The sequence below is a fragment of the Leucothrix mucor DSM 2157 genome (genome assembly GCF_000419525.1).
GTDB lineage: Bacteria > Pseudomonadota > Gammaproteobacteria > Thiotrichales > Thiotrichaceae > Leucothrix > Leucothrix mucor.
On the sequence record NZ_ATTE01000001.1, the window covers coordinates 1,277,777 to 1,294,912 of the forward strand.

At 46.7% G+C, this 17,136-nt stretch carries 16 protein-coding genes; 12 read left to right on the forward strand and 4 right to left on the reverse strand.

What is annotated here, in order from left to right:
• Window positions 1–19: 19 nt before the first annotated feature.
• Window positions 20–1,210: an MFS transporter gene (locus LEUMU_RS0105660; RefSeq protein ID WP_022951306.1), complete on the reverse strand. Its 1,191-nt coding sequence runs from the start codon at window positions 1,208–1,210 to the stop codon at window positions 20–22.
• A gap of 182 nt (window positions 1,211–1,392) precedes the next feature.
• On the opposite strand from LEUMU_RS0105660, the gene LEUMU_RS0105665 reads away from it, so the two are divergent.
• The 6 genes from LEUMU_RS0105665 to LEUMU_RS24850 all read left to right on the forward strand — a co-directional run bounded on the left by LEUMU_RS0105665 (window position 1,393) and on the right by LEUMU_RS24850 (window position 5,722).
• Complete coding sequence (locus LEUMU_RS0105665; RefSeq protein ID WP_022951307.1) at window positions 1,393–2,274, forward strand: LysR family transcriptional regulator; 882 nt, start codon at window positions 1,393–1,395, stop codon at window positions 2,272–2,274.
• A gap of 99 nt (window positions 2,275–2,373) precedes the next feature.
• The gene (locus tag LEUMU_RS24845; protein ID WP_022951308.1) at window positions 2,374–2,661 is read left to right on the forward strand and encodes a type II toxin-antitoxin system Phd/YefM family antitoxin; all 288 of its coding nucleotides are present in this window, start codon (window positions 2,374–2,376) and stop codon (window positions 2,659–2,661) included.
• A gap of 8 nt (window positions 2,662–2,669) precedes the next feature.
• On the forward strand, window positions 2,670–3,080 hold the full coding sequence (locus tag LEUMU_RS0105675; protein WP_022951309.1) for a type II toxin-antitoxin system VapC family toxin: 411 nt from the start codon (window positions 2,670–2,672) through the stop codon (window positions 3,078–3,080).
• A gap of 192 nt (window positions 3,081–3,272) precedes the next feature.
• The gene (locus LEUMU_RS0105680; protein ID WP_022951310.1) at window positions 3,273–4,274 is read left to right on the forward strand and encodes a permease; all 1,002 of its coding nucleotides are present in this window, start codon (window positions 3,273–3,275) and stop codon (window positions 4,272–4,274) included.
• A gap of 10 nt (window positions 4,275–4,284) precedes the next feature.
• Window positions 4,285–4,518, forward strand: coding sequence for a thioredoxin family protein (locus tag LEUMU_RS0105685; RefSeq protein WP_022951311.1), 234 nt, complete (start codon window positions 4,285–4,287; stop codon window positions 4,516–4,518).
• Between the two features lie 265 nt (window positions 4,519–4,783).
• A complete protein-coding gene (locus LEUMU_RS24850; protein ID WP_022951313.1) occupies window positions 4,784–5,722 on the forward strand; it encodes a Vps62-related protein in 939 nt (312 codons plus the stop codon).
• Window positions 5,723–5,725: 3 nt separating this feature from the next.
• On the opposite strand, the gene LEUMU_RS0105700 is transcribed toward LEUMU_RS24850, so the two are convergent.
• Complete coding sequence (locus tag LEUMU_RS0105700) at window positions 5,726–7,081, reverse strand: amidase family protein (protein ID WP_022951314.1); 1,356 nt, start codon at window positions 7,079–7,081, stop codon at window positions 5,726–5,728.
• A gap of 477 nt (window positions 7,082–7,558) precedes the next feature.
• Between LEUMU_RS0105700 and LEUMU_RS24855 the strand changes: the two genes are divergently transcribed.
• From LEUMU_RS24855 to LEUMU_RS0105740, 6 genes are all read left to right on the forward strand, one after another.
• Window positions 7,559–9,238 (forward strand): hypothetical protein, encoded by a 1,680-nt coding sequence (locus tag LEUMU_RS24855; RefSeq protein ID WP_022951316.1) that lies wholly within the window; start codon window positions 7,559–7,561, stop codon window positions 9,236–9,238.
• A gap of 154 nt (window positions 9,239–9,392) precedes the next feature.
• A complete protein-coding gene (locus tag LEUMU_RS0105715; protein ID WP_425411605.1) occupies window positions 9,393–10,568 on the forward strand; it encodes a benzoate/H(+) symporter BenE family transporter in 1,176 nt (391 codons plus the stop codon).
• A 189-nt stretch (window positions 10,569–10,757) separates the two neighbouring features.
• Window positions 10,758–12,452: a zinc-ribbon domain-containing protein gene (locus tag LEUMU_RS0105720; RefSeq protein WP_022951318.1), complete on the forward strand. Its 1,695-nt coding sequence runs from the start codon at window positions 10,758–10,760 to the stop codon at window positions 12,450–12,452.
• Entirely contained in the window at window positions 12,452–13,282 is an 831-nt protein-coding gene (locus LEUMU_RS0105725) for a hypothetical protein (protein WP_022951319.1), read from the forward strand. The genes LEUMU_RS0105720 and LEUMU_RS0105725 overlap by 1 nt, the downstream gene beginning before the upstream one ends.
• A gap of 355 nt (window positions 13,283–13,637) precedes the next feature.
• On the forward strand, window positions 13,638–13,856 hold the full coding sequence (locus tag LEUMU_RS0105735; protein ID WP_022951321.1) for a DUF6500 family protein: 219 nt from the start codon (window positions 13,638–13,640) through the stop codon (window positions 13,854–13,856).
• A gap of 66 nt (window positions 13,857–13,922) precedes the next feature.
• Window positions 13,923–14,273 carry a hypothetical protein gene (locus LEUMU_RS0105740; protein WP_022951322.1) on the forward strand — a complete coding sequence of 117 codons (351 nt, stop codon included), beginning with the start codon at window positions 13,923–13,925 and terminating at the stop codon, window positions 14,271–14,273.
• A gap of 93 nt (window positions 14,274–14,366) precedes the next feature.
• Here the strand turns inward: LEUMU_RS0105740 and LEUMU_RS27800 are convergent, their stop codons facing one another.
• The gene (locus LEUMU_RS27800; RefSeq protein ID WP_022951323.1) at window positions 14,367–15,479 is read right to left on the reverse strand and encodes a vWA domain-containing protein; all 1,113 of its coding nucleotides are present in this window, start codon (window positions 15,477–15,479) and stop codon (window positions 14,367–14,369) included.
• 19 nt (window positions 15,480–15,498) lie between these two features.
• Window positions 15,499–16,965, reverse strand: a complete 1,467-nt coding sequence (tnpC, locus tag LEUMU_RS24865; RefSeq protein WP_022950222.1) for an IS66 family transposase — start codon at window positions 16,963–16,965, stop codon at window positions 15,499–15,501.
• Window positions 16,966–17,136 lie beyond the last annotated feature (171 nt).

Below are 17,136 nucleotides of genomic sequence, written 5' to 3' on the forward strand. Positions count from 1 at the left end.
TGCTCCACTTCCAGATTGATTAGACTCTTGCAGCTGCGGTCGCTGTAGTCTGGTTTCTATTATCCAAAGCGCCGCTGTAACGGGTTAAGGCTAATGCCAGCAGTACAATCACTGCGCCAACCCATGGGGTATGCATCAGGCCCGCATTTACCACAATCAAACCACCACCCCAGGCACCTAAAGCGATACCTACGTTAAACGCGGCAATGTTCAGACCTGAGGCCACATCGACGGCATCGGGAGTGTACTTTTCAGCAAGGGTAACCACGTAAACTTGCAGGCCAGGTACGTTACCAAAGGCAAAAGCTCCCCAGATTAGAATGGTGATTACCGCAGCAATCGGGTTAACCGCAGTGACGTTAAATACAATCAGAATCGCGGCCAGTCCACCAAAAATAATCGTCAGGGCTTTGATCGGGCCAAACTTATCAGCCAGTTTGCCACCCCAGATATTGCCAATGGCTACTGACACACCGTAGACCAGCATGATCAGCGCAATTACGTTTGATTCAAAGCCGGTCACTTCCTGCAAAATAGGCGCTAAATAGGTGAAGGCAACAAAGGTACCGCCATAGCCCAGCGTGGTAATTGCATAGACGAGTAATAAGCGTGGTTGAGTCAGTACTTTTAGCTGTGATGACAATTTTGCTGCAGCTGGCTGGCTCAGGTTGTTTGGCACCAAAATACTGCTGCCGATTAAGGCGATAAAGCCCAGAATAGCCACGGTTAAAAAGGTAGACTGCCAGCCGAACGTTTGGCCTATGTATGTACCTAATGGAACGCCTGTCACCAGTGCAACGGTCAGGCCGGTAAACATAATCGCAATGGCGCTGGCGGCTTTTTCTTTAGATACCAAGCCAGTGGCGATGGTAGAGCCAATCGAGAAGAACACCCCATGAGCCAGTCCGGTAATCACGCGGGCGGCGATCAGGGTTTCATAACCCGGTGCTTGCCAGGCGATTAGGTTACCGATAACGAATAGACTCATTACGGCGATTAATACGTGTTTACGGTTCCATTTGCCAGTGAGGGCGGTGAGTACCGGCGCACCAATCGCTACGCCGATGGCGTATAAGCTGACCAGTAATCCGGCGGAGGGTAGTGAAACATTCAGATCGGCCGCCATGGTAGGTAGTAGGCCAACGATGACGAACTCGGTGGTTCCGATGGCAAAAGCGCTGAGCGCCAGTGCGAGTAGAGCTAAAGGCATAATAGGTTCCTTGCTGATGTAGCAGTTAATACAGTGGGTTTGTTTGAACAAGGACTGCATTATCAGTGGAATAGTTTTTGTGAAAAACAGTAGCTTTAGCAAATTACCTTTGTTAAAAATGCAGGTAATTATCAATGACGCAGTAGGTAACGATCAGTAATGAACGCTAAGGTGATGAGTGTATGTTAACGCGGTCGGATGATTTGGATATCCTGCTCATGGTGGTGGATAGCGGTGGCTTTTCTGCCGCAGCGGAGGCGATGGATATTCAGGTGGCGCGGGTCTCGCGAGCAGTGAATAAGATTGAGCAGCAGCTGGGGGTGACGATACTAAATCGTACCACCCGACGCGTGGCGCTGACCGATGAAGGCCGTCAGTTTGTGGAGTCGGTACGTGCTGGTTTGTTACAGCTGCAGCGGGCAGAGGATGAGCTGGTCAGTCGCGGGGAGTTGCCACAAGGGCGCTTACGGATTGATGCGGCGAGTCCTTTTTTATTCCACCAGCTGGTGCCACTGGTGAAGGAGTTTCGTACAGCGTATCCCGATATCCAGCTAGAGCTAACTTCCAATGAGGGCTATGTCGATCTATTGGAAAAACGTACCGATGTAGCGATTCGCATTGGTAAGCTGGAAGACTCCACGCTGCATGTCAGGCCGCTCGGTAAAAGCTTGTTGAATGTGGTGGCCGCGCCGGATTATCTGGCGAGTAGAGGCACCCCGCAGACTGTGAGCGAGTTAGCGCAGCATGAGCTACTGGGCTTTATTGATATGAAAGTGTTGAACCATTGGCCGTTAAAAGGTTGTGAGCCCATTACGCCAACGATCGGTGTTTCCAATGGTGAAAGCTTGCGGCAGCTGGCATTGACAGGAAATGGCATTGCCTGTTTATCGGGCTTTATGGTGAATGAGGATTTGGCAGCGGGGCGCTTGGTGAAGCTGCTGGAAGCTGAGCGCATTACCCTGGCCGAACGAGAGCAGATTAATGCGGTGTACTACAAATCATCGACTGTCGCGCGTCGGATTTCAGCGTTCATTGAGTTTATTCAGCCTCGGCTGAGTTTGTAGCTGGTTTTTTGCTCAGGGATCATGTCGAGGGTTCTCTCTTCTTAATTATGGCCATATTTATTATGATTATGGCTACAAAATTAAGAAAGGAGCCCGCAAATGACAGAGTCAGCGATTTCAACACTCAAGAATCATCTTCCTGAAATGGTGCTCCTGGTGGAAGCCGGTCAGGATATTCATATCACTCGCCATGGTAAACCGGTTGCAGTAATGGTTTCTCTGGAGCGTTATCAGCAAGCATTTGCTGCGGGAAAAGGTATCTTCAGCAGTGGCCAACGCTGGCGAACGCAATACCCACATGCTGAGGGGGTTACCGATAAGGACGCCGAACAATTACGAGCGCGCACACGAAAGCCTTTTTCTAAAAGTGATTCGGTATGGGAATGAAGTAAGCAATGCGCTATTTGCTCGATACTAATATTATCTCAGAACAAACTAAGCGTATGCCTGATCAAGGCGTGATGAAACGTCTGGAACTGGACAGCATATTCGCAGTGACATCAGCAACGGTATGGCATGAATTATGGCATGGTGTGCACTTATATCCGGATGGCGAAAGGAAGCAACAACTAACGCGCTATCTCACGGTACTGGCTGAGGATGGGTTGGTGGTATTGCCGTTTTGCAAAGATGCAGCGGAGTGGTTAGCGGCAGAGCGGGCGCGACTGAGAACGATTGGGTTAACGCCATTACAGTACGATTGCGAAATTGCTGCGGTTGCGGTGGTAAACAACCTTATCCTTGTGACACGCAATATTGATGACTTTACGATGTTTGAGGGATTGCGGTTGGAGAATTGGTTTTAGATTGGGCGGGCGTACCCACCTCCCGAAAGTGGATTGCCGGTTTTTTAGACTCGTTCCCATCTAATGCCTCAAAGCATGACCTAAATCAAATCAATTCAATCAATCCGAGCCCAAAATAAGCTGTGATTTAAAATCCCTGCTTATCAATTAAGCAGGGGCACCAATGACACCGATTAGGCTTGGAGAGGTTTGATGTTTCAAATATTTACTGATTTTGCGACGTGGTTAAGCTATTCGATTTTTGGGCTATCGCCGGATACCAAGCTCGGCGATGCAGTGCATTTCTTTATTGAAGATGTCAGTAAGATCTTCGTCTTGCTAGTGGTGATGATCTACGTCATTGCATTACTTCGCGCCTCACTCAATGTTGAAAGCGTCCGCGACTATCTCGCCAAGAAAAACCGTGGCATTGGCTATCTCATGGGTTCTGCCTTTGGTGCGATAACGCCGTTTTGCTCCTGCTCAAGTATTCCGGTGTTTCTCGGCTTCACCTCGGCAGGTATTCCAGTTGGCATCACCATGTCATTTCTCCTTACCTCCCCACTCATTAATGAAGTCGCCGTGCTGCTGTTGATGAGCTTGTTAGGTTGGAAGTTCACCGTGCTGTATGTGGTGATCGGCATGGCCGTTGGCATCTTGGGCGGCTTATTTTTGGATACAATCCATGCGGAACGCTGGCTACAGTCGTTTGCCGCTGAAGCCTTAAAGCGTGGCCAATCTCAGTCGGTCGAGACCACAGATGGAACCACTGAAAAGCCCCAAACTCTCAGCTTTAAAGAGCGCCATGAGTTTGCCAAAACTGAAGCACTGGAAATCTTTGGTCGCGTCTGGAAGTGGGTAATTGTCGGCGTTGGGCTCGGCGCAGCCTTACACGGCTTCGTGCCTGATGGCTGGATTACAGAACACTTGGGTGATGGACAATGGTGGTCAGTGCCTGCAGCAGTATTACTGGGAATTCCTTTGTACTCCAATGCTACCGGCGTCATTCCGGTCATGGAAAGTTTAATCACTAATGGCTTACCAATTGGTACCACGCTGGCGTTTTGCATGAGCACGGTAGCCGCCAGCTTTCCTGAATTTATCCTGCTCAAACAAGTGATGCAGTGGCGCTTATTAGCGACCGTGTTCGGTATGTTATTGGTGTCATTCACGACGGTTGGGTGGTTATTTAACGCGCTTTCTTCTTTTATATGAGGGTTTATTGATGAAACAAATTAAAGTATTGGGTAGTGGCTGCGCCAAGTGCGTCAAAACAGCCGAGTTAATTGAAACTGTGGCAAGTGAAGCGGGCGTGCCGGTTTCCGTGTCTAAAGAGACCGACCCGCAAACCATTATGGCTTATGGCGTAATGAGTACACCAGCAGTGGTGGTCGATGAAAAAGTCGTTCATAAAGGCTCAGTGCCACAAGCGGCGCAAATCAAAACTTGGTTGGAGTAAACGCTCCCACATTCCAATAGTCATCCTTTTGCTAGAACGGGGCGTATCGCAGTTTGATTCTGCTGCGCCCCGTCTAGCTGCCAAAATAGCCAATAGCCAAGCATACTTCCGACGGAGTAGGCCGCCATCATGCTTAGCCGTGGAATCTAACGATTCCTATCATTTATAAGTTTCCATCACTTTTATAAATCATGACCTATACTTAAAAAGTGCTAATCTGTTTTAACAGATCGCCAAAATAGAGAGCAGAGGAAATGATCTTGAGATGAAAAATACTAACGCCCCAAACGTTCGACAATGGATCACCTATTGCATCGCTTTTATGGGATTGCTGTTTGTGTCACTCACTCATGCGCAAAGTACGCAGGGCACGCCCGCTGAAGTTGCCAAAGCCTATGCGCCTCGAATATTTATGCATCCACAGGAAGAGTGGTTTCCTTCGTCAGTGTCATTTTTCTTGCAGCACGTGACAAAGCAAGGCAATCGTTATGTCACCAACGATCCGCTAGAGAGTCCTTCCTCATGGGATTGGAAGGGTGCGTTTGGGCAGAAGTCAAACCTGAGATCCGTACCGGTCTACGCCTTTGTGATGGATAATAAACGCGAAGGTGGCCAAGCCTTTACCGATATCGCGTATTTCACGTTTTACCCCTACAACCGTGGCAAGGAAGTCATCAAGACAATGTGGGGCAACCATGTCGGAGACTGGGAACATGTCACGATCCGCTTCCGTCAAGAGGGTAATACTTACACGCCGATCAAAGTCAGTTTTTCACTGCATGATACTAACAAGGTACTCAACTGGGGTGATGACGCGATACAAATGCAAGGCAATCATCTGGTTGCTTATGAAGCCCACGGCTCGCACGGCATGTACCCAACCGCAGGGCATCACATCTATAAAACCGTCAATGCCGTCATCAAAAAAATAGAGCTTGCGGATGACACCGGAGCGGGTGCGGCATGGGATACATGGAACAATGTCGTCACGGTGACGCAAGACGGCTCAGGCACATTCAGCTGTGTGGGTCACAACGGCACGCCAAACGCTGAAAACTGCGCGACGTGGTTGAATTACGATCCACAATTTCGCTGGGGCAATGCTAAAAGCGGTAAATGTGGCTTCGGCGAATGTCAGTTGAACAGTGGCCCGACTGGTCCTCGCGACAAACCAGCCGTATCCAATCCCAATAAATTTGATTAGCTGTTAGCGGGTGGCGATTGTCTCTTCAATCGCTGCCGCAATCTCTAGCAAACGCTCATCGTCCCCGTGCACGCTACTCACCATTAAACCCACCGGCGCTTCACCCTCTGCATGGCATGGCAAAGTAATCGCGCAGCCATCAAAGTAGTTCACGGTTGAGGTATTGCGCAGGCAGCGTAAGTTAATTGGGCCAAGCTTTTCAGGGTCTTGCGTGTCTTTAACCAATGGCGGAATGCACGGCACGGTCGGGTAAATCATGGCATCCACTTCCAACTCGGCCAGCTCCTGCTTGACCTGCTCAATCAGCGCAGCTTTCTCGGCATAGCGAGCGGCTTGCTCTTCCTCGCTCACGCTACGGCCACTTTCAATGCGGCTACGTACATAAGCACCAAACTCATTGCCATGCGACTCGATCAGCTCGCGGTGCAATTCCCACGCTTCGTAAATGACCGTATTGCGATTCATAAACATGTCGATGCATTGGTCTAGCGCAGGCAGGGGCGCACGGATGATTTCAGCGCCTAAGGTTTCCAACTGATCCACTGCGCGCTTGAAGGCCACTTCCACTTCAGGGTCTAAGGCTTCGATCACCAGGCCCTTTGGCACCAGTAAGCGCAGCTTTTGAATATTGGCCGGAGCCAGCTCGGGTAGCTCATCGAAGGTCTTGCCTTGCATTAGCTGATCAAGCAGGAAGCAGCTATCCACATCCACCGCCAATGGCCCCGGTGCATCGCAGCTGTGCGATAGGGGATACACACCTTTTAGTGATAAGCGACCATGGCTTGGCTTCATCCCGACAATGCCATTAAACGCCGCCGGAATCCGGCAAGAGCCCGTCGTGTCGGAGCCCAGCGTACCGGGAACAATCCCCAGCGCCACGCTCACGGCACTACCGGATGAGGAGCCACCGGCAATGCGCAAGCCATACTGATCCCACACCGAGTGCAGTGGTGGGAAGTGATCATTCAGCCCCATGCCGCTAAAGGCAAATTCGCTCATATTGGTGCGCCCGAAACACAACATGCCCGCCTTACGCAAGCTGGCAACCACCTCGGCATCTTCGGTTTCAACGGGGGCTTTATCGGCCAGCACCACCGATGCGGCTAAGGTTTTCTGACCTTTCACATTAAACAAATCTTTCAGGCTAATCGGCACACCGGCCAGTGGCTTTGCAGTGCCGGCGGCGCGCTGCTGATCCACTTTGCGAGCTTGTGCTAATAAATTTTTATCATCCAGCGCGATAAATACCGAGTCGGTTTCATGAGCCAGCTCCAAGCGCTCGGTGATGAGCTGTTCACAGCTGATGTCACCGGCGCGTAGCTTGGCGGCCAGTCTTCGGATATTAGCTTGGTGAGTCATAAGCGTGGGTCTTATAAAATTGGGGGGAAGGGGGCTAATACTATGAGCTATCGCCCAGAAACTAAACCCTTAAAGCGAGCTTTAGCTTCAATAAAAAAAGGAGCTAACATAGCTCCTTTCTTATAGCGGGCAAACCAATCGTGAGGCTAATTTTAAGATCTTTTTCCCAAACTGAACCGCTCCTTTCCAGATCAAGCAAATCTTTTCAAATACGCCATTTTTGGCATAAACATTAACAAGCCATTCATCAAAAAAGCGGAGAATACTATTCATCTTTTAACGAAACGAATAACGATAAGAATTTATAACAAGAATAAAAACAGCCACATAACACGTTGTTAATGGCTACAAACCAAAAATAATTATAATAAAAAAACAACTGTGCCACCGCATTCAAAGATCTAAGACAAACCCGTATCCACAAGGCTTAATCTTAGTATGCGATGCAGTTGAAGCTAGTTAGGGGACTAGCATCACATGTACAAAACTTTCATTTTTACGTTACTCCTGAGTGTCACGTTCAGCGGATCTACCGTATCTGCTGCCAATAAAACAGCTTCTATCGGCATTAATACCAATGAAGCGATGGACCTTGGAACCAGCATTCCATTTGTTGACCTCTTTAAATTATCCTTACCGTTTGAAGAAGCTCGACCTTGGTTAACCAAGGGAAGAATTACTTATGACGCTAACGGCTGGCCAAAGGCGCTGAATAATGGAAAAGCGGGCACACGATTCGCTAGCCATATTCCGGCAAAGGCGTTGCCTAAGGGTGACTATACGGTTCTCTACGATGGTGAGGGCGTGCTTCAATACGGTGTCAGTGCAAAATTAGTTAGTCGCTCCAAAGGCAAAGACATTATTCGTCTGGTACCTACCAAGAAAGGCGACATCAGTGCAACCATCAGTATTGTGAAGAGTGATCCAAGTAATTACCTACGCAATATTAAAATCCTGATGCCGGGCGGTGTGTGTCATAGAAATGTATTTAAGCGCGTGAATAACGCTAATCAATGTGGCGGTAAGCAGTACCTGTCATTTGCTAAGTACCACAAAGAGCTAACGTTCAATCCTGATTACCTGACCTTTATGAAAGACTTTAAGGTGCTGCGATTTATGAATATGTCAGGGATCACCAGAAACCTGATGAGTTCATGGAATGAACGCGCAAAGCCTGAGGATGCAACCTGGGCTGGCGTTGAAGGCGTACGTGGTGTGCCTTTAGAAACGATGGTCGAGTTGGCTAATGTATTGAAAAGCGATGCATGGTTTACCTTGCCTCACAAAGCGGATAACTACTTTATTCATAAATACGCCCAATACGTGCACGAGAACCTGAAGCCTGGCCTTAAAGCTTACGTGGAGTACACCAATGAAGCGTGGAATGGTATTTTTCCGCAGGCGCATTACATGAAAGACAAGGGACAAGCCATGAGACTAGACCCTAACCGTGACTATGCGGGGTATAAGTTTTACTCGAAACGCAGCGTTGAAATTTTCAAGATTTGGGAGAAGATCTATGGCAGTACAGACCGTCTGGTCCGCGTCATGGGTGGTATGACGGGTAATCTACGTTTGACAAAAATGATGTTGAATCACCAAGAGGCTTATCTGCATACGGATGCCTTGGCAATCGCTCCTTATTTTTACGCGTCACAACCGGATACGAAGCGCTTAAGAAGTGTGGATTCGGTGTTTAAAATACTCGAAGATCCTAAAAACCCTTATTCCATCAAAAGCATTCTGAGTTCTGTGAAGAATCAAGCCGAGCTATCTAAACGTTATGGTGTCGACTTGGTTGCCTATGAGGGTGGACAACATTTGGTGGCTTACAAAACGCATACGATGACAGAGGGGCCAAATCGTTACTTGATTGAGGCTAATCGCGATCCTCGAATGGCTCAGCTGTACTATCAATTTTTGCGCGGCTGGAAGCAAGCAGGTGGAAAGTTATTCATCGCATTTTCAGCACCTCGGCAACACTCATGGTTTGGTAGCTGGGGAATCAAAGAATACATTACCCAACCAAGCCATGAGGCGCCAAAATATCAAGCCTTGATGCAGTTCTCTAAATTGAATCGTTGCTGGTGGAAAGGGTGCTCAAACTATGGGCCGATTGTCAGACACGGCAAACCAATCCAGGTGGCTTCTCAATAGTGGTAACTATGCTTGATCTCATTATCTACCCACATTGTGCAAAATGTGGCAAGATTCTGCCTCGCATTACTATCAAGCAATAGCTCAACACGTGTGTCTAGCATCCGATATTTTGGAGGGACTTCTTCTGAGACTTCGGTAGCATAAACACCAAATAAGAGAAGTTAGTATTATGTTTCAGGGGCTTGCCTTACGGCATTTTGTATCCGGCTTTATCGCGGTGTTAGTGGGTTTCACCAGCTCGGTGGCCATTATTTTTCAAGCGGCGAATGCCGCTGGCGCGACACCTTCACAAATCACCTCGTGGATACTCGCGCTCGGCTTAGGCATGGGCCTGACCAGTATCGGATTATCGCTGTACTATCGCCTGCCACTGCTCACCGCGTGGTCCACCCCCGGCGCGGCGCTACTGGCAACGGGGCTGGTTGGGCTGCCCATGTCCGAGGCGATTGGCATCTTTATGTTCTCATCGGTGCTGATTATTTTAAGTGGCGTGACCGGCTGGTTTGAGCGCCTCACCGACATTATTCCCGTGCCGATCGCCTCTGCCATGCTGGCTGGCGTGCTATTTCGCTTTGGCGTCGATGTGTTTGTCTCGATGCAAACCGAGTTGGTCATGGTGTCACTCATGTTCGCCACCTACTTGCTGGGCAAACGCTTCCTGCCGCGCTACGCCATTATGCTGGTGTTGGCGGTCGGCTTGGGCTACGCGGCACTGCAGGGCAGCATTCGCTACGAAGCCTTAAGCCTCACGCTGGCAACTCCTGAATTTGTATTCCCCTCGTTTAACTGGGTGTCGCTACTTAGTGTCGGCATACCGCTGTTTGTGGTGACCATGACCTCGCAAAACCTGCCGGGCATCGCCATTTTAAAAGCGCATAACTACAAAGCGCCGCTCTCATCGGTGATCAGCTGGACCGGAATCGCCTCATTAATCCTCGCGCCATTTGGTGGATTTGCCTTTAACCTCGCGGCCATCACTGCCGCTATTTGCATGGGTGAAGACGCCGACCCTGATCCTAAAAAGCGCTATCTGGCCGCCTTTGCAGCGGGCGTGTTTTACGTGATTATTGGACTGCTTGGCGCGGCGGTGGTGGTGTTCTTTGCCTCGATTCCTCAGGAGTTGGTATTAGCGATTGCAGGGATTGCATTGCTCGCGACCATTGGCAATGGGCTTAGCGCTGCCTTGGCGGATGTGGCTGAAAGAGAGCCTGCGTTGATCACGTTTTTGGTGACGGCTTCGGGGATTGTGCTGGGTGGGATTGGTGCGGCGTTCTGGGGGCTGATTGCAGGGTTGTTGGCGCGTTGGGTTTATGGGTTTAGGCGGTAGTTGTTTTTGGTAAAATAAAGGGAAAATTTTTGTTATAGATCAACATTTTTTGCTATGTTACTTTCAGGGGTTATCTTGTGATAGCGTAGGTAATATTTAGACTATGCCGCTTGATGAAAATGGTTTCTCTAAAACAGCCTGTTAGGCTGATCAACAGTATAAGCATCTACAGGATTTGGAATTATAAGAATGGAAAATAGTGGCGTTTTTATTGAGCAAGCTGAATACATTGCTCCTGATGACTTTATTGAGTGGTCAAGTGATCATCCAAATGAAGATGTTATTATAAAAAAACTGACGCAAGCGGGGGCTAAGTTGTTAACGGGCCCTAGAGGTTGTGGAAAAACAACGCTTATGCTTAAAGCATACAATAAGCTCTCTAGGCGAGGCTCTAATGGTGCTTTTCCAATTTATGTAAATTTTAAATCTTCATTAAAATTAGAGCCTGTTTATAAAAGTAAAGCAAATGGTGGTTTTTGGTTCTCCCAGTGGATGTATTTGAAAATTTACCAAGGAATTTATAGTAGTCTTTCTGATTTAGATTCTTCAATCGATGCTGATCTAAGTATTAAACTAGATAGCGTAAAAAAAATTCTAGGTTTATTAGAACTGGGTGAGATAAATAAAGCTGAAAGAGAGGAGCTAGATCTAACGACATATGGTTTAGAGGAAGATATAAATCGTGTGATGATTTTAACAAAAAAACCTAGGTGTGTGATTTTTCTTGACGATGCTGCACACGCATTCTCGCCAGAGCAGCAACATGATTTTTTTGAATTTTTTAGGAAAATAAAAAATCGTAAAATATCACCTAAAGCAGCGATATACCCAGGAGTAACTAATTTCCCTCCAACTTTTAACGTTGGGCATGATGCTGAAGAAATTAATGCATGGGTTAATCCTGAAGGAGATAACTATATGTGGTTTATGACCATGATGTTATCTCGGAGACTGCCGCAAGAAGTTTATGAAAAGCTTTCGAAAGAAGACTCATTGTTAATAATCATGTGTTATGCAGCATTTGGAATTCCACGAATTTTATTAAATATGGTTAGGAGCTTTTATTCAGAAGAGGAGGAGTTGAATGGAGTTGTAAAATATAATATATCATTCAATAGAACTAAGTTGCTTTCTCAAGTTAAAGAAAGTAATAAAAGTGCCGTATCTGTGTATTCTTCCCTTGAGAAAAAACTGCCAACATACAGTAACTATGTAAAAGAAGGTGATGTTGTATATAATAAGATAGTTGAGTTAATAAAAACATATAATAAAGATAAAGATGTCAAGAGAAAGAGCATCTCCATTGCTATAAAAAAAGAATTAAGCTCTGACTTAAAGAAAATATTAGGCTTTTTCCAATATGCTGGTCTAGCCAGTCACAAAGGGCAGATTAGCAAGGGTGAAAAAGGCGTTTTTGATATTTATTTAATAAACTTAGCAACTCTTATTGATAATAATGCAATTCTTGCTTCTAAAGCAGCAAAAACTGATGATATTGCTACTTCCTTAAAAAATCGGAGTGCACATGAGTTCACTAGAACTAGGTCCGATTATTTACTAACAGAGGGAGGGCCTTCGTTAAAATTGAAAATGCCTGCATGCCAGAACTGTGGGGAAGAAAGAAGTAGCGAAGAAGCTAGGTTCTGCTCAAGTTGCGGTGCACCTTTAAAAACAGCCTCTATTTATGAAGAACTGGTCAATGAAGAGATTGATGTTCTTCCTTTGACTCCGACTAGGATTAAAGCAATTAAATCTAAATCCGGAATCAAGGTTGTAAGGGATATTTTGCACGATATTGGGCACAAAGAACTCCTCTCAGTTCCGCAAGTTGGAAAATATTGGGCGGCAAAAATTTACTATTTAGCAGAGGAGTACATTTCATAATGCCTGATTGGAAGAAGTCGGTAAGTGCTTGTGCTACTACCGTCACAATTAGAAATATATCTGATTATGTTGATATCAGAGATGGAGCTAATTCACCTATTGATAGTTTTTATATCGAAAGAAATAAGCTATTGACGTCGGTAAATCCTGATTATGCTAATTCACATCCTTCAATACCTCCTTTAGTTCTAGTTGGTCTAATTTCTCTCACAGAAAATTATTTTCGTGAAATATTGGCTGGTGTTATTACTATTTGTCCTAAGGCAAAAGAAAAAAGTGCAAACAGAAGCCTGAATTTAGCAACTGCTTGGTTTGGTTCTGATGAAATGGAAAAAGGAGCTTTTGAAAATACATCTTTCTCTGATCCTAAAGTCGTAAAAAAAAACCTGAATGATTTAGTCGGAGTAAATGTAACAAATAATAATCAGATCTCTACTCCCTTAGAGGAGTTTGGGAAGCTTTGTGAGCTTAGACATGCCATTGTTCATAGCGCTGGTTTGCTTGCTGGAAAAAATGCTGTCAAACTTGAACTTCCTAACTCACGAAATTCAGTAAAAATAAATATTGGATTTTCTGAGCTTCAAGAGGCTGCAGATGTTTGTACCTCGCTTGTCTGTGCTGTGAATATTGAATTGTTTATCAATATATCAACCAAGTGGCTTAATGAGTGGCCAAGAACCCCTGCTTATAGAAATGAGAATGTAAATAATCTGTTCAAAAAAATATGGTCATTATTTTATTCAGAGTTTGATGCTAGGAATAGCCTTATAAGTGATCCGCTTACTAGGATTAAAGTTAGAAATAAAATTATAAGAACTAATGCCACATAGGTGGTATATATGAATACTTCTCGTAGACGTATTTTTGATTTTAGTCAATTACTAAAATAACGTTCGATCTATGTAGTATTTTACTAAAAATTATCATCGGTAGGGTTTAATGATGAAAGTTTCTCTTACTTTGCAATTAAGTGGTGCCGTCAGGAAAATAAAGCATGAGGCACTTAATCATGATCTAAAAAAAGGAATAGACTCGTTAAATCGAGGAGAAGGTACGCCACTCGATATGAAAGCTATCAAAGCCAAAGCGCGAGTCATTAAGGAGCGTAGGCATAGCTACATGCGGTCATCAAGCCTCTGAACAGGAACGAAACTAATCAACCTCTCCAAGCAAGACAGGCAAAAAATGAGAGCATCCCTAAGATCAAAAATAATCACCGTCTGCGACCAAAAAATTGCCGCAAAAGGTGAGGGCGTCGGCCTGTCATTCTACGCGTTCTTCGCCAACAAAAATGATGATCCTGAGCTACTGATGGAAGCGGCTACCTGGTGGATTCAAACCCATAAACTGGATCACTTTGAAAAGGCAGTCAAAGTTAAAAACATGGTTGAATCAGGTAGCTAATCCTCGCCTAGAGCGCAGCGCTTTATGCATACTCAGCTTTTATACTGCACATAGATAGCTATAATTATGAAACTAGAAACTAATAGAACGCTAAAGCTCAATGGTATGAAGGTTATTCTTCGTAGTCATCAAGCAAAGTCTACACAGAAAGCTGGCGTTACTACTCAAATTGATCAAATGCCAACGCAGAATATTCAAGATTTCGTAATAGAATTAGCTAAGCATCACAACGTCTCTTATAACTATAACTCGATGGATCAGTTTGCTGACTCTGTAACCTCGTTAGCGGGTGATGACGTAAAGCATGATCATGTTGAAGACCTTCTCGTCGCTTTAAAACGTGCAGGTAAACTTTCAATGCAGCAGGTGGCTAGATTATCAGTTAGTTACTTAAGAGAGCGACATGGCCATGTTTGAACTCCGCTGAAACCATCCAGCAATCACTCCCAACTCACCGTTGGAAATGATTGCCGGTTACGGTCAATCCAAATATTGCTTGGCAGCCCCGACTTATTCCGCAGCCGTAAAGCTGACATTGAATTTGCTGGTTTCTCCCGCTTTTAACTCAAAGGGTGTTTTCTGTGTTTCTCTCTCATATTTGGTTTCAACCACGTACTTCCCGAGTGGAATTCGAACTTTGCACGGTTTGCCTTTATAGGAGCTGCAGTCAGTCACACGGTCACCGCGCTCATCTTCATCGCCGCTATCCTTGTAAATATAATGCCTCGCTTTAATCGACTTTCCAGTCTCTCCTGCGCTGGCAGTGAGCTCCACTTTGCCTGTTTGCCCGGTAATAACCTCTACGTCGCTGGTTTCATCAAACCTAACTTCAACCGGCGTTTTTAGGTGAAATTTATTGTAGCTGGACTCAATAATGTAACTGCCCACTGGAATGCTTGCTTTGCAGGCTTTGTCCTTCGTTGAGTAGCAGTTAGTGACATGATCGCCACGCACATCTTCATCGCCGCTATCAGTAAAAATGGAGTAACTTGCTTTAATCCATGGCCCGCCTTCAACTTCGACGGCGACAATTTTTAAGTTGTTTTCAGGCTTTTTAACGACGGATTTTGGTGCTTCTTTTGTCTGTACCTTTTCAATTACTTTTCCCATCGCATCATTTAGTGCAGATGCATTTTCTGCTGAGAAATATTCTCCGCCAGTGGCGTCAGCGATGCACCGGAGTTCTTCTCCAGTCTGCTTGTCGACATCAAAGCCAATCACATGGGCAACAAAATCGATGCCTTCGCTTTCCAGCGCTTTTGCAGTGCCGCAGGGGTCAGCGTCGCAGTTTTCTTTACCGTCGCTAATTAGAATGACGGTGGCTTTTTCTTCGGTATAGCGTAATTCCTCAGCCGCCATTTTGATGGCACGGCTGATCGGGGTTTTTCCTTTTGGTTGGATTTTTCGTACGGTGGATAGCATGCCTTGCTTATCCACGGGGCCAACCGGGAGCAGGGTTTCTATATCGTTGCAGTCGCCTTTTTTACGATGACCATAAGCGATCAAACCGAGGTGGGTGTTTTCGTCCCACTGCGAAACGACATTGCTCAGTGCTTCTTTTGCAATGTCAATTTTAGCGGCGCCATCAATTTGGCCCCACATACTGCCTGAGGCATCAAACACGTAACCCTTCACGGGGGGCTTACGCTGATATAGCGTGCTGACCTAAGGGTAGCCGTACGGTAATAGCCTCACCACACAGGCCTTGTTCACAGACTTTTCTCAATAGTCCATAAACGCCTAAGCCCAACCGCTTACAGGTTTCAGTCAGAGTCAGAATCACCGGACGGAACTGATCTCCTCTGGCAGACTGACTGAAGAAACTGGTTTTACGCCAGATCACATAAGGACGTATCGCACGTTCTGCTTCATTGTTGGTCATGGGAATCGCGCGATCCTGCAAAAACGTCCAGAGCATCGATTCATCCGCCAGCAGTCGTTTGCACTGATTGGCTGTTTTGCTGGCTTTTTTTAACGGGTCAGCGGGCGCGGTCTCACACCCCAGGCACAGTAGCGTATGGATCGCCTGTTTGAATCGTCGCATTCGTGTGTGGTAGCCAGCATCAGAATAGCCGCCCGATCGCCAACGATTACGACAGTGTACAATCAAGCGGGATAATCGCCAGAGTTGTTTCCCCAGCACCCCGGCCCGTCCCACACGTTCTGATATTTTCCGAAACTTACGGATAATATGCGCCCAGCAAAGCTGGCGCTTTTCGACCGGATAATCGTTGTAGCCGCCATGTTGGTCAGTGACCAGTATACCCTCAAAATTATCCAGTAAACCCTTCGCGGCACCTTTACCCCGAGAATGATGCGTTAGAAAGTAGACGACTTGCGAGGAACACAGCACCCAAAGCCAACGCTGCTCATTATTGCGGTAATGACTGGTTTCATCCGCATGAGCAACGGGTAAATTCCGTACCGCCTGACCCACTTGCTGATACAGCGGCAGCAACCATCCCGTGACCGAGCGGGTGGCCTGGCTCACGGCACCGGTACTGAAGGCGAGTTGCCAGTGATCTTTCAGTAAGCGTTGAATGTTTGACACCGATAAGGCATAAGCGCCATTCATCAGCGTAATCCAGCTGACCAGTCCCGGCCCCATTTGCCCACAGGGAACCGTGTCTGGCAAGCGAGCCACCTGACGCTTGCGGCAACCCGGACAGATTGCCTCATAAAGACAATGTTCAGTGACTTGACTGCGAACCTCAGGCAGGTCAAAGACCTGATGTCGCTGATAAGGCTCCTGAGCGACATCACACACCGCACCACAGGTGCATTGAGTGCCTGGGTAGTAATGAACTTGCTCATCCGTCGCAGACAGCTCTACCCGAACGCGTTGATGACCCTGATGACCCGGCTGGGCTCCTTGCTTGCGAGGACTCTTAGGCTTCTTCTCGCGCTTAGCCCGTTGTTCCGGTGAATCCTGGGACGGTGGTCTGGAGGAGTTTCTGGAAGAACTCCCGCTGCCTGCGATGTCTTCCAGCTCAGCGACACGCTGTTCCAGTTGGGTCACTAAATCCAATAACTGACGATTGAGACGCTGCGACGCCGCCAGATCCGCGGGCAGTTGGTGATTGAAAAGCGCCTCAGTTAGTTTGTTCATTGTTTAATCATAACGAATTGTGGCCTAAATGCAACCCCGTGAAGGGTTACTCAAACACAACCATGGCCTGAGGGTTGCCCTCGGCATAGCTGCTCGTTAGGGATATCAGTGACACCAGTAATCCCAGAAAAATAATCCTTCTCATTTTTGTCTCCCTTCATAAAATGACCC